At 58.2% G+C, this 13,594-nt stretch carries 13 protein-coding genes; 3 read left to right on the plus strand and 10 right to left on the minus strand.

Annotation, left to right across the window (positions count from 1 at the left end):
• Positions 1-155: 155 nt before the first annotated feature.
• Positions 156-644 (plus strand): nucleoside deaminase, encoded by a 489-nt coding sequence (locus tag NCT03_RS18380; RefSeq protein WP_250493406.1) that lies wholly within the window; start codon positions 156-158, stop codon positions 642-644.
• Here NCT03_RS18380 and NCT03_RS18385 read toward each other — a convergent pair.
• From NCT03_RS18385 to NCT03_RS18420, 8 genes are all read right to left on the minus strand, one after another.
• The gene (locus NCT03_RS18385; RefSeq protein WP_250493407.1) at positions 632-2,461 is read right to left on the minus strand and encodes a serine aminopeptidase domain-containing protein; all 1,830 of its coding nucleotides are present in this window, start codon (positions 2,459-2,461) and stop codon (positions 632-634) included. The two genes, NCT03_RS18380 and NCT03_RS18385, sit on opposite strands and share 13 nt — an antisense overlap.
• Positions 2,462-2,897: 436 nt before the next feature.
• A complete protein-coding gene (locus NCT03_RS18390; protein WP_250493408.1) occupies positions 2,898-3,659 on the minus strand; it encodes an IclR family transcriptional regulator in 762 nt (253 codons plus the stop codon).
• 14 nt (positions 3,660-3,673) lie between these two features.
• Positions 3,674-4,414: an amino acid ABC transporter ATP-binding protein gene (locus NCT03_RS18395; protein WP_244829671.1), complete on the minus strand. Its 741-nt coding sequence runs from the start codon at positions 4,412-4,414 to the stop codon at positions 3,674-3,676.
• Positions 4,411-5,061 (minus strand): amino acid ABC transporter permease, encoded by a 651-nt coding sequence (locus NCT03_RS18400; protein WP_250493409.1) that lies wholly within the window; start codon positions 5,059-5,061, stop codon positions 4,411-4,413. The genes NCT03_RS18395 and NCT03_RS18400 overlap by 4 nt, the downstream gene beginning before the upstream one ends.
• Before the next feature lie 14 nt (positions 5,062-5,075).
• Positions 5,076-5,792, minus strand: coding sequence for an amino acid ABC transporter permease (locus NCT03_RS18405; protein ID WP_250493410.1), 717 nt, complete (start codon positions 5,790-5,792; stop codon positions 5,076-5,078).
• A 46-nt stretch (positions 5,793-5,838) separates the two neighbouring features.
• Entirely contained in the window at positions 5,839-6,672 is an 834-nt protein-coding gene (locus NCT03_RS18410; protein WP_244829668.1) for an ABC transporter substrate-binding protein, read from the minus strand.
• Positions 6,673-6,872: 200 nt separating this feature from the next.
• Complete coding sequence (locus NCT03_RS18415; protein WP_250467053.1) at positions 6,873-7,871, minus strand: PDR/VanB family oxidoreductase; 999 nt, start codon at positions 7,869-7,871, stop codon at positions 6,873-6,875.
• A 78-nt stretch (positions 7,872-7,949) separates the two neighbouring features.
• The gene (locus tag NCT03_RS18420) at positions 7,950-9,494 is read right to left on the minus strand and encodes a Rieske 2Fe-2S domain-containing protein (RefSeq protein ID WP_250493411.1); all 1,545 of its coding nucleotides are present in this window, start codon (positions 9,492-9,494) and stop codon (positions 7,950-7,952) included.
• A gap of 234 nt (positions 9,495-9,728) precedes the next feature.
• Between NCT03_RS18420 and NCT03_RS18425 the strand changes: the two genes are divergently transcribed.
• Positions 9,729-10,415 carry a GntR family transcriptional regulator gene (locus tag NCT03_RS18425; RefSeq protein WP_250493412.1) on the plus strand — a complete coding sequence of 229 codons (687 nt, stop codon included), beginning with the start codon at positions 9,729-9,731 and terminating at the stop codon, positions 10,413-10,415.
• A 62-nt stretch (positions 10,416-10,477) separates the two neighbouring features.
• On the opposite strand, the gene NCT03_RS18430 is transcribed toward NCT03_RS18425, so the two are convergent.
• Positions 10,478-11,794 carry an MFS transporter gene (locus NCT03_RS18430; RefSeq protein WP_250467056.1) on the minus strand — a complete coding sequence of 439 codons (1,317 nt, stop codon included), beginning with the start codon at positions 11,792-11,794 and terminating at the stop codon, positions 10,478-10,480.
• 185 nt (positions 11,795-11,979) lie between these two features.
• Here NCT03_RS18430 and NCT03_RS18435 point away from each other — a divergent pair, with 185 nt between their 5' ends.
• Positions 11,980-12,885: a LysR substrate-binding domain-containing protein gene (locus NCT03_RS18435; RefSeq protein WP_250467058.1), complete on the plus strand. Its 906-nt coding sequence runs from the start codon at positions 11,980-11,982 to the stop codon at positions 12,883-12,885.
• A gap of 19 nt (positions 12,886-12,904) precedes the next feature.
• On the opposite strand, the gene NCT03_RS18440 is transcribed toward NCT03_RS18435, so the two are convergent.
• Positions 12,905-13,306 (minus strand): hypothetical protein, encoded by a 402-nt coding sequence (locus NCT03_RS18440; protein WP_250467060.1) that lies wholly within the window; start codon positions 13,304-13,306, stop codon positions 12,905-12,907.
• Positions 13,307-13,594: the final 288 nt, after the last annotated feature.

The following is a 13,594-nucleotide window of genomic DNA, read 5'->3' on the forward strand; positions in this document are numbered from 1 at the left end:
CGGCAAACCGCCGCAAAGCGAAATCGAGTTACGACCCTAATGATATGAAGAAAAGGCCTGTTTTCTTCTTAACGGCGGTCGGTACGAATGCTTGAATCCGGTTTATTGAGGCGTGTTCAATGTGCAAGAAGGCGAGCAAACAACGGAGAGGTCGAATGATAGATGGCGTGGACAGGAAACATCTCGAACGATGCATCGAACTGGCTAAAGAAGCGCTCGACCAAGGCGATGAACCCTTTGGTTCGCTACTGGTGGCGAGCGACGGTCACGTGCTCTTTGAGGATCGTAACCGCATCAGCACGGGCGACAAGACCTTGCATCCTGAGTTCGCTATTGCAAAGTGGGCTGCGGAAAATATGAGCGAGCCCGCGCGCAAGAATGCCGTGGTCTATACATCGGGCGAGCATTGTCCGATGTGTTCGGCGGCGCATGCGTGGGTGGGGCTTGGGCGAATCGTCTATGCGAGTTCGACCGCGCAGTTCACGCGCTGGCGTGAGGAACTCGGTGCTGGGCCCGGCCCTGTTCGCGCGCTGCCCATTGAAGAGGTGATCGACGGAGCAATCGTGGATGGCCCCGTCGACGACCTTGCAGAACGCGTGCGTGCACTACATGTCGCTTATATGCAGAAGCATCAAACGCGTTGATCGGTCAGTGCGCTGCTATGGTTTCGCTGTTGCGACACGCCTGGAACTTCGGTCTGCACATTCGTCTGCGTGATGACCGACTCGCACAACGCGATCACTTGCGGAAGACTTGCGGCATTGAACAACGAATGATCGACATCGGCGTAAGTTGCGACACGCACTGAACGAAGCCGCTTGAGTCGGGCGCCCAGCTTGCCGCAATGCGCGGCGAGCAAGTCCAGGCCCGCATCGTAGGCGCCGTAGACCAGCACCGTGTTCACGCCTCTAGCGTCGAGCGCGCGAATGATCGGCATGGGTGTAGTGGCCTGCTCGGGCGGCGTTTTGCTCAGGCTGTCGAGCCTCAATACATCGACGACACGTGAACGCGCACGCGTGAGCATGTAGCCGCCGATAAAGCCCATTACGCGAAGCAGATTCTTATCGCCGCGCAAAATGGCTTTCCACTTCTGCGGATCGAGCATGGAGAACGCATAACCCGCCATGGAGTTGCGTGTGGATTCGCGCAACGCTTCGGGCGTTTTGTCCTCGGGACGCTTGAACGTAGGGATATTCACCGAAATCACGCCGGTAATAACGCTCTCGCTGACCGCTGCCTTCAAAGCGTGATACGCACCTGAACAAATGCCGAACGCATAAATCGTCTTGTAGCCTTGCCGGGACAACCAACGCGCGGCGACGCCAGTGTCTTCAGTTGCGACCACGTTATAGATTCTGCCGAAGGGCGTGTCTGACTGCACATCGCCCGAAGGAAGCGGACTGTCGCCACGGCCGCGTGCATCGAACCGCAATGAAGCAATACCACGTGATGCTAGCTCGCGTGCAATCCGCACGGAAAGCCGGCTATCGCCTACGCGTGAACTCGCCGCCGTATTCGTCATGACAAACACAGGGCCACGCGCTGCACCATGACGCGGCTCGCACAGCACGCCTACGAGTCCGTGTTCGTCCATTCGCACGGGACGCTCGACAGCCTCCGGCGTTTCGATGACGAGATCTGGCCACACGTCATGTGCCGCAGCCGATGTATTAACGGGGCCTGCTTCGAGCGCGCCGTTTGCAATCCACTCAGTGGCCGTTGCCAAAGCAGCCTTGGGCAATACCGTGAATGCCGACTCTTGAATGAAGCCGAGCAAATCTTCAAAGGGTTGTGTCTGCGTATCGACGCCAAGCCCACTGAGCGCATCCAGCAGCGGGTCTTTCGAGCTCGTTCGTGCGTGCATCAGCAATACGCGATTGGCGGGCGCATCAGCCGCACTTTTCACTTGCGACGCGAGATCGATCTTTTCCAGTCGGGCTCTAAAGGCATCGTCATAAACCTGACCCAGCACGTTGAGCGGACCAGTCTTGGGTTGCGCTTCGCGAAGGGGCGGTGCGAGCTGGTCGAGCCAGGTCTTGCGCACCGCGCCGAGTTCGCGGATATAAGTGCGTCCGCTCACGACTGGCGCAAGCAAGGCGAGATCGTCGACGGGACGCTTGAGCGCCGCAGCCAAAGCGAACGCGGCACCGACCCGAAAGCCCGCTAGCGTGACGTGCTCGATACCCGTCTGTTCCTTGAGGAAATCGACGGCTGAACCGATGTCATCCACCGCCGAATCGAACAGATCTTGTCCTGCTTCTAGATCGGCTGAATCCCCCGTGCCGAGATAGTCGAAGCGCAAGACCCACAAGCCGCGGGCCGCAAGAGCGTCTGCCAGGTGACGCAGGCCGCTATAAGTCCATACATATTCGTGGCCATAGGTGTTGCAGAGAACGACGCCGCGCGTGCCGGCGCCTGCGTGCAGCCATCCGAATCTTTTGCCGAAAACCACCGGTCTCATTTGTATTTTCCTCGTCTTTGGCGGTGTTCAGACGTAAGCAAGGAGTGCCTTCGAAACCGCCAGCCTGCATGCGTCATTATTATGCTTGGACAACTGCAGGCACAAAGGGAACGGGCAGCAAGTGCTATTCCCATCGACACGGGACTCCAGCTAGTCCTAGTCGGGCGTTGCGCAAAGCTTCTCTCCGGGCTTTGCGCCGCCATGCAGCGAGGGTTACTTGTCACCAATTATATTAAGCCCGCTTAGCACTTGCGATGTGCCGACGCGAATTTTGTTCAAACGGACTATCTATTGGCGATCATTGCATGGGGTGCATAATGTCTTGTCTGGCAAATGCGCTTAACTGCAAACAATCCGCGCGGCATCGCACAGAGCTTTTTAGGGTTTGCTTATATTTTTTTGGCTTTTGGCTTTTGGCTTTTCGCAAAGCGGCGAATCATCCGCGCCTATGAGGTTGCGATAAGGCGCGTGCCGAGCGAATGAGGTCGTCAAGCATGAGATCGCGTTTCTCTGGATCGGTGTCGCGACTCGTCATGAAGCAGAGCGCCGCGACGGCCAAACCAGAACGATCGCGAACGGGCGCGGCCATGCAATAGCGAAACGTATGCGACAAGCCTGTCGTGCAGCAGAAGCCCTGCTCCCTTGCGCGTTCCACATCGGCGAGGAAGTCTGTGAAATCGACTCGCTTGCCGTTGTCCAGAACGAAGTCTTCATCAGGAATGAGCGCGCGAATTGCGTCGCCGCTCAAATGACCTAGCAATAATCTGCCTGATGCCGTCCAGGGAATGGGGACCTTGACGCCAATATCCGAACTGATATTGAAAGGTCGAGAACTGTTTTCTGAAAGCACGACCGTATATTTGTCGCCTTCGAGCATGCACAGTTGCGCGGTCTCGTCGTGGCTGCGCACGAGCGCGAGAATGGACTGATGCGCGCGGCTGATCAAATCGTTGTGCACCGCGTAATCGGAGCCGTAGTAATGCATCTCGCGGCCAAAGAAGATGCTGCCGTCGGGGCCCGCTTCCAGTAGACCCGCCTCGCTTAAAATTGCAACCAGTTCGTAGATGCTTGAACGCGGCGCGCCAGTCGCTTCGATCAATTCGCGCATCGCAAGCGGCCTGCGAGCTAGATGCAATTGCTTCATGATCGCCACGACCCGATCCACCCCGCGCGCACGCGACGTTTCCACTGTCGACATCGGCCGGGCTCCGCTCAATGATCCAGCACGCGATGCAGAAACTGCCGCGTGCGTTCGTTCTGCGGATTCACGAAGATTTGCTCGGGTGCGCCCTGCTCTGCAATCACGCCCTTGTCCATGAACACCACACGATCCGCCGTCTTGCGCGCAAAACCCATTTCGTGCGTGACCACGACCATCGTCATGCCATCGCGCGCCAGTCCGCGCATGACTTCGGTCACTTCGCCGACGAGTTCCGGATCGAGCGCGGAAGTCGCCTCGTCGAAGAACATGATGCCTGGCTCAACGGCGAGTGCGCGTGCAATGGCCACGCGTTGTTGCTGGCCGCCCGACAATTGACTCGGGTAATGCGTCGCACGATCGGCGAGGCCGACACGGTCGAGCGCATCCATGGCGCGCTTCTTGGCATCGGCGGGACTCATTTTGCGCGCCTTGATGAGTGCAAGCGTGACATTGCCGAGCGCGGTCTTGTGCGGGAACAGATTGAACTGCTGAAACACCATGCCCACATGTCCACGAATTTCTTTAGCGCGACGTGCATCGTGCAGCGGCACCTGGTTGACCCACACTTCGCCCGCATCCGCGGTTTCAAGGCCGCTCATGATACGCAACACGGTGCTCTTGCCCGAGCCCGATGCGCCGATCAAGACAAGCACTTCGCCAAGCCTCACATCGAGATTGATCTCCCGCAGCACTTGCGTGGCACCGAACGACTTGCTCACGCCCGCGAGGTTGATGATCGACGCTTCACTCATGACAGCACGCTCCTTCTACGGTCGTGACGGCGCACCCACTGCGACAGCGGAAAGCACACGATGAAATACAGTACGGCGACGAGGCCATAAATCTCGACTGGCTCGCCCACGCGATCGACGATCGCCTGGCCGCCGTGCATCAACTCCGACATGCCGATCATGCTAACGATCGACGTGTCCTTGATAAGCGAGAGATATTGCCCGACCAGCGGCGGCAAAACGATCCGGCCGGTCTGCGGCAAGACTACGGAGAAGAACGCTTGCGTTTTGGATAGACCGAGAATCTGCGAGACTTCCCACTGTCCTTTAGGGACCGCCTCGATGCCTGAGCGAAATACTTCGGCGATATACGCGCCTTGATAAACGCTCAAGCCGACGACTCCGGCGGCAAAGACATCGATGGCATAGCCGAAGTAGGACACGCCGAAATAGATGAACATCAGTGTGATGAGCACTGGCGTGCCGCGGAAGAGTTCGGTGTAGAGCCTTGCAATCTTGTCGGTGCCCCAAGGCCCGAAAGAACGAAGCACGGCGGCCAGAAGACCGATTACCGTACCGCCCACGATCGACGCGGCCGACAAGGCCAGCGTCATCAAGAGCCCTTGCAAAAGGATCGACAGGCTCGTCGTCAATAAATCGCTCGACATGTCTCGCTCTCCGATTAAGTGCGCGCGGCAGGACGGCGCAGCATGAACGATCGGCGCGAAGGCTTCCTGATGACGAGCGGCGGATGAAAGAGCCTCAAGCCAATCTGCCCTGCAGCCCAGGAAAGCAGGTTGCTGAGCACGAGATAGGCAAGAAGCGTGACCGTGAAAGTCTGTACGTAAAGCAGCGTGCGCGAATTGATGACGGTCGCCGTACCGCTCAACTCGGGCAGTGCAATCGCGGAAAGCAGCGACGTGCCGAGCAAAAGCTGGATCAGGTTGTTGACGATAGCCGGATAAACAGCGCGCGCCGCTTGCGGCAAGACCACTTGCGTGAAGATCTGCGAGCGCTCTAGTCCGAGAATCGATGCCGCTTCGAGCTGACCCTTGGGCACCGACTGGATGCCCGCCCGAAACACTTCCGCCAGATAAGCGCCTACGTTCACCCCTAGTGCGATCACGCCTGCTGTATAAGCATCGAGCGTAATGCCAAGGGACGGCAAGCCGAAGAACACGATGAATATCTGCAGCAGGACCGGCGTGTTGCGGATGACTTCGATATAAACGCTTGCGATTCCGCGCAGCACGCGGCTCTTGGACCCGCTTGCAAGCGCCGTCAAAAGACTGAGCGCCATTGCCAGAATGAACGCCAGCAGCGTGATTTGCAGCGTGAGCCATGCGGCATGCAGGAAGTCGCTGAAATAGCCAGCAAGCGTCAACCATTCATAGCCCATAATTTTTCCTCACGTTGGACGTCACGCAACCGGCGTCACGGTCAAATTAATATTGCGGGTTGAGCGGGAAACGCGGCTCTTGCCCGAACCATTTTTTATAGAGCTGCGCGTTCTGCTTGGACGCGTTGATCTGGAACAGGAACAGGTTCAGATAGTTGAGCCAGACCTGATCGCCGGCCTTGACGCCGAACGCGTTGTATTCAAGCGGCACGAGGGCTTCGTCAGTGACGGTAAGTTCCTGATCGAGCGATGCCTGGTATGCAAGAAAGTTGTTGTCTTCGATCATCGCGTCAGCCTGGCCTTGCTTGACGGCGAGAATGGCGGCTTGCGAGCTGTCGAATTCCTGAATCTTCACCTGCATGTTGAGTGAGCGCACTTCGTCGCCGTTGGTCGAGCCTTTGACGGTGGCAATCGTGCGGTTGCTCATGTCCTTGATGGATTTGATCCCGCTCGATTTCTTGACCAGCAGCGCTTCACTCGCCACCACGTACGGATTGGTGAAGGCAATTTCCTTGGCCCGTTCGAGATTGCGAGTGAAATTGCAGAACACGACATCCACCTTACTCGTCTGCAGATTTGGAATGCGGTTGGCGCTGGTGGTGTTGACCACTTCGAGCTTTACGCCCATTTGTTTAGCGAGTTCCTTAGCGAGATCGACGTCGTAGCCGTCCGGCTGGCCGTCCTTGTTATAGAAACCGAAGGGCGCAAAGCTCAAGCAATCGCCTACGCGCAAGGTGCCGCGTTGCAAAACGGTCTTAAGCGTTGAGCTTGCCGCCCCATCCTGCGCTGGTGCTTCGACTTTCGAACAGGCCGCCAACGCGACAAGGCCGGCAATTGCAACCCAACGAGCAAAGCGCGCGCTTTCTCTAACAAGTTTCATGTGTGCATCTCGCAAGAGGAAAATCCGTTTGAGGCTTGTCCGATATATCGGACACGTATCCGACGCGGCAGATGGGAGGCAAGTCTTCCACTAAAAAAAACTTGAGGCAAGCGGGTTTACGCGTGGATGGATTAGACGCTCGCAAAGAAAAAGGGCAGACAAATTTCTTTGTCTGCCCTTCGTGGTGGTTCAAGCGCTTGCTAAAGATCCAGCACCAGCACCCTGCTCGTCGCACGCGATACACACGCCGTGAGAAATTCGGTCTTTTCGTCGTCGCCGAGAATGCAGTCGTTGTGTTCGACTTCGCCTTCGAGATAGCGCACTTTGCAGGTGCCGCATAGACCTGCGCAACAAGAGGTTTCAATCGGTACGCCTGCCAGTGCCAACGCGTCTGCAATGCTTTCTTCCTTAGATACCTCGATCTCTTGTCCCGTACTCGCAATGCGCACGGTGAAACTGTCAAGTGCATCGTTGGCGGCTTCATCGTCGAGATTGCGCTCCGGCGCCTTGAAATGCTCGAAGTGCACCGTGCCGGTGGGCCAGTGTCCGGCGGCATCGGCGCATGCCTTCATGAAGCCGCCTGGGCCGCAGTAATACACATGCTCGCCTTCGCGCGGCGCGTCGAGCAACCGGCGCAGATCGAGGCCCGTGGCCGGGTCGCCGCCATCGAAATGCAGGTGCAGCTTTCCGCTTGCGCGCATCGATTCGAACTCGTCGGCAAACGCGGCGCAGCTTGCGTCCCTGGTGCAGTAATGCATCTCGTAGTCGATGCCGGCGTCGTCCAGTTCATGCGCCATCGCCTTGAGCGGCGTGACGCCGATACCGCCTGCGATCAGTAACACGCGACGCGCGCCATCGACGAGACTAAAGTTATTGCGCGGAAGACTCACCTTCACGATGTCCTGTACGCGCAGTTGCTCGTGCAGTGCTTTCGAGCCACCGCGTCCGCGCTCATCGCGCAGAACGGCAATCACATAGCGATGCCGTTCGCGCGGCGCATTGCAGATGGAATACTGACGGATCACGCCGCCTGCAAGATGGATGTCCAGATGCGCGCCAGCCGTGAACGGCGGCAATGCATGTCCCTCAGGGTCGACGAACTCATAGGAGTTGATGCCGCGTCCTTCGAAGCGGACTTGTCGCACCATCAATTGCAGCGTCTGTGCCTGGCGGTCGGTTGATATGGGTTGTGTCGACATGGTTGCGTCTCCTCGATCGATGAGCGGCGGGCTTGCGAAAGCGCTCGGCATTGGTCAAAGCGCCTTCGCCATAAGCCGCTATTGCTTCATCGATTGCTCGAGTTCCTCGAAGCTTTGCCGCACGAAGTTAGCGCGCTCATCACCCTTCATCGTCTCGCTCTGCGCGAGAATGGCGACGATCTTCTTGGTGACGGCGCGACGACGCGTGACTTCTTCTTCAACGGTCTTGCCCTCGGGAATTTCGAACACGTTGCCCGAGCAGAAGCTGTTGGGCGAGCCGGCGTTCTCGCGAAACCAATCGGCGAAATTCTGCGCAGATGCCGCCGGGTTCGAACCGCGCACCGCATCGCGCAACATCTTGCGGAAGAGGAAGAGGCCCGCATCGAACTTCGTCGGATTCTCGAGCGCGTGCACGGCAATGGGCCGCTGCGAAATGATCGCTTCGTAATCGCCCGGTGCATATTGCGCTTCCTTATAAGTCTCGCGCTCGCGATGGTTCGGCGGAATCGGTACGATATCTTCGATCTTGTACTTGCCAAAGCGTTCCGGACGACGCATGGCGACTTGCCCTTCGAGAAAGTCGATCGACTCGTAGCCGACCATTTCCTTCTTGCCCACACCGCGTGTGTCGATGCCCGGACCCATCACGCGCCAGCCGATCATCTTGCTGTTTTGATCGTCGACAGGCACGGTCCAGCGCACGATATGAAAGCGGCTAAAGAGCTTCTTCTTCGAACCGTCCTCCGACGTATAAGCATGCAGACTCAAGTTCGGCAGCACCTGATGCTGCACACGCACGAAGAGACGATCCTTGTTCACGCGGCGCGCGCCCGCACAAGCGAGGCTTCGGCCTTGCTGCACCGGTTGAAAATGCATATCGGGAGCGACTTCCATCGAGGCCGCGCCGACTTCATCGAACGTCGTGCCCTGGAAGTTGCCATTGACGACGTTCTTGGCCGCATGCAGCGCGGTCGGGTGATAGTTGTCGGCGGCGTTGTCCTGCACTTGCAGCCAGTTGCAATGCTGGAAGTTGCTGTAGGGGACGAGTTCATCGCCGGGCAGCACCGTGTAGTCGCCTTCCCATTCAGGGAACGGCGGCTCGTTCTCGGGCGGCCCCATATAAGCGAACACCAGGCCGTTACGTTCGACGGCTTTATAAGCGCCTTGACGAATCGAACAGGCATACTTCTCGGCCTCTTTTTCCTCGCCCTTAGGGAACGGTACGTGAAGACACGCGCCATCCACATCGAACACCATGCCGTGATAGCAGCACATGATGCCGTGTTCTTGAATGGCACCGTACTCGAGCGATGCGCCGCGATGCACGCAATGCGCGTGCAGCACACCAATCCTTCCGCTGCCGTCACGGAACGCCACGAGCTCTTCGTTGAGTATTTTCAGGTAACGCGGAGTATCGGTCAGCTCGATCGACATGCAGATGGGATGCCAAAACGCGCGCATGTACTCGCCCATCGGCGTGCCGGGACCGGTCTCGGTCAACTCCGGATCGTGGCCCGGCACCTTGCTCGTGTAGTACCCGCCGAAGGGAATCAGCTTCTTGACGGCGGGCGTGGCGCCGCCACTGCTCTTCTGCCCTTCCAGCTTGTCTGATTTGATCGTCATGGAGAGTCTCGTCCTGATGTGGGGATGGATATGGTCCGCTGCTTTTGATGGTTGAAGTCCGAACTTCGGTTACCGAACTCCGTACTCTGTATACAAAGATTAACGACGGACTGCTGCGTTGTCTCTATGGGTAAACGCGAATGTGGACTAGCATGCGTGGCTTCGTTCGTTGACCGCCGCACTGGCGGGCTGTAACCTTGTCGTATTCCGTATCCAGAGATTGAGCTCGACATCATGCCCGCCAAACTTCTCAAGCTTCAGGCCCGCACGGACTACGTGGACGAGGTTTACAAGGTCTTGCTCGATGCCATCAGTTCCGGCTCGCTCGCGCCTGGTACGCGCATCACGCAGGAAGAGATCGCCGAGCAACTCGCCGTATCGCGTTCACCCGTGCTGCAGGCGCTGCGGCTCTTAAAAAAAGATGGGCTCGTGCAGGAAGCGCCCGGTCGCGGTTTGCTCGTCACCCCGCTCGATCCCGCGTGGATCAGCCATCTCTACGAGATTCGCGGTGCACTGGATTCGCTTGCCGCACGCCTCGCGGCGGAACGTGGAGCGAAGCTCGACAAGTCGCTGATCGCGAACGGCCGGCGCGCGTCGAAAAGCGACGATGTCAAGGCGATGATCGATGCGGACATGGCGTTTCATGGCGCCATCTACGAAGCCTCGGGCAATCCGCTGATCGCCGATACCGCGCAGATGCATTGGGTACATCTGCGTCGCGTGATGGGCGCGGTCTTGCAGGCATCGGGACAGCGCAAGTCGATTTGGGATGAGCACGCAGCCATTGCGGCGGCAATCGCGGAAGGCGACGCGCAACGCGCATCCGAACTCACGGATCTCCATACCGCGAACGCGCGCAAGAATCTGGTCGAGCGTCTGGGTCTTGTATTGAATGAACAGAGGCAGGCGGAAGCAACGTGAACATGAATCGGCATCGCGCGAGAAAGCCCTGCATTTGCAGGGCTTTTCGTGTTGAACTGCTTTCATCGGTCCGTGCGACGGCGGCTATTCACCAACGCAGCCGGTATCGTAAAGACCATGAGGGCGCCTATCACGCAACTTACCGCAAGACCAAGCACACCATTGCCGGTCGAACCCGAATGCGTTTGGATGATGCCAATCAGCCACGGGCTCACGACACCCGAGATGCTGCCCACCGAATTGGCAAGCGCGAGCCCTGCGGCTGCCGCACCGCCGCTGAGAATCGCGGGCGGCAAGACCCAGAACTGCGAGATGGTCGTGACCACGCCCATGGTCGCAATCGTGAGCGCGATCATGCCGAAGAAGGTCGAGTGCGCATACACCACGCTGAAATACAGACCGATTGCGCCGACGATGCCCGCGCCCGCCAGATGCCAGCGACGCTCGCCGAGCTTGTCCGAGCTATGACCGACTGCCAGCATGGCGATGGCGCCGGCCGCATATGGAATTGCCGTCAGAAGACCGATGTTGAGCGGATCGGAAACGCCGCTTGCCTTGACGAGCGTCGGCAGCCAGAAGCTCACGCCGTAGAGGCCCATCGTGAAGAAAAAGTAAGTCACGCTCAGCAGCAGCACCTTGGGATGCAAGAGGCCATCCTTCACGGAATGCAGTGCATGTGCGGGCTTCTCATCGCGAAGATTCGCTTCGAGCATGGCCTTTTGCGAGTCACTGAGCCACTTTGCATCGGCGACTTTATCATCGAGATAAAAGAACGCGACAATGCCGAAGAGCGCAGTCGGAATGCCTTCGAGCAGAAAGAGCCATTGCCATCCCGCGATACCGTGCATGCCGCCCATATGACTCATGATCCAGCCCGACAGCGGTCCGCCAACGACGCCCGACATCGGAATGCCAGTCATGAAGAGCGCGGTCACCTTGCTGCGCCGCGAGGCCGGAAACCAGTACGTGAGGTAGAGCAGGATGGCTGGAATGAAGCCAGCTTCGGCCACACCGAGCAAAAAGCGCATGATGTAGAAGCTCGTCGGGCTGGTCACGAACATCATGCCGGCGGATATGACACCCCACGTCACCATGATCCGCGCAATCCAGCGTCTAGCGCCTACGCGCAAGAGGATCAGATTACTTGGTACTTCGAACAGAAGATAGCCGATAAAGAATACGCCCGCCCCGGCTCCATAGACCGCTTCGCTGAAATGCAGATCATTGAGCATCTGCAGCTTGGCAAAGCTCACGTTGATGCGATCGAGATAAGCGCAGAGATAACACACGAAAAGAAATGGCAGCAGGCGCCATGTCACCTTTGCATAGGTGGACGACTCGTCGCCCGCCAGGTACGCAACCGGACTATGGGAACTCATTGTTGTGTCTCCGTTGTGGGGCAGGTGCGGCGTCGCATGCATCGCGTGCCTCTTGCCGGTGTCGTGGCCTTGAACGACCGTTATGGATATGTCTCGACGGCTTCCATGTTCGTGGCGCGCACAACGAAAGACAAACGATGCCTGTTCATAGAACCATGACACGCATTCATGCATAAGGAATTGCCATGAGGCGCATCCCCAACTTCGTTCTCTTGCGCGCATTCGAGGCGGCCGCGCGGCTGGAGAGCTTCACGCTTGCCGCAAGCGAACTGCACCTCACGCAATCGGCCATCAGCCATCAGGTGAAGGAGCTGGAGCAGTACTTCGGCAGGCCGCTTTTTCATCGACGCAACCGGCGGGTAGAGACGACCTCCGAAGGACGCCGGCTTCATGAGAGCCTTGGACGCGTGTTCGATGTGATCGAAGCCGCGTGTGGTGAGGTTGCGCTCGAACCCCAGGCGCAAGTGCTAGCCGTGCACTGCGCGCCGAGCTTTGCGGCGAAGTGGCTCGCGCCCCGTCTGCCCGAGTTCATGAGCGAGCATCCGATGGTGACCATTCGCCTGTCATCGGATGCGGAGCCGGCCGATCTCGCGCGCGTGCGTGAAGTCGATGTCGCGATCTCCTATGGCTTCGCGCATGAGCGTCCCGGTGTGATCACGCGCGCGCTCGGAGCGGAGCGCATCGTGCCGCTTTGTTCGCCTGCGCTCGTGCGCGACGACGTGCCCGTTGCCGAGCAGATCCGCAAGCTGACGCTCATCGACTCGCAACTCAGCCGCGTGACCTGGCCGGGATGGTTTGCATTGAACGAACTGGAAATGCCGCGCGGGCCGAGACCATCGTTCGACCGTGCCGCACTCGCGATATCGGCGGCGGCGGATGGCATGGGTGTCGCGCTGGAAACGACACGGCTCGCCGAACGCGAGCTTGCGCGTGGCGATTTGATTGAACTCGGGGCAGGCATCTTCGCGCCGCTTGCGAGAGAAACGCACTTCCTTTCCTATCGCGTAACCGAGCGCAATGTCGAAAAGGTGAAATGCTTTCGCGACTGGGTGCTGATGAAAGCAGGCCTCGACGAAACTGTCGAAGCCTGAGTAAATCGAGCCGCTTGTTTCAGGCTGCGATAGCCTGCTTCTCGCCTTTTTCCTCGATTGCTCGCGCATGTTCGAAAACGCGCTCGCGCTCACGCGCAACCAGCGCCCGTTTGCGCGCGAGAGTTTGTCGCTGATACTTCGGGTCGCCCATCAAGGTGACGTACTCGTTGTATCGATGCCTGAGATAACGCTGGAAAAACTCAGCGCCGGGCAGGCCGCAATCAAGCGCCATGAGCACGCCGTAGTCCATATCCCTTAGATCGGCCAGGGCGCTTATGGCCGTTTCAAGCGCGGCGTAGCGTTCTGCGAGCGGTAAGCCTTTACCGCATAACGCGTGAAAGCGTTGATAGGGAAATACACAGCCATGCGACGCGCAGCGCCGCAAAGCTCTCGCAAGCCGTAGACTCAGTTCGGTTTCCACATGCCCTCCCTGTCTGTTGCGCAGATCGCAAGCGCAAGATTTCGCCGCCATTATTCGAGCTATCGAGAATGGCGAACCTTTGCCTGAAAATCATTCTTTAAGCCAAGAAAACGCGCGGCATTCACTTCGGGCCGCATTTTTTCGCGATTAGAACGGCGAAAAAATACCATGCAGGCATTTGCACTGGCTTACGGAAATAAGCTTGACACGCAATATCCCATAGTGTGCGTGCCCGTTGCCAAAGATCGAGATGGAAAGCACAACGTTGTCGATTGCCAATGCGCCTAA

Origin of the sequence: Caballeronia sp. GAWG1-1, from assembly GCF_023631465.1 — a bacterium.
Classification (GTDB): Bacteria; Pseudomonadota; Gammaproteobacteria; order Burkholderiales; family Burkholderiaceae; genus Caballeronia.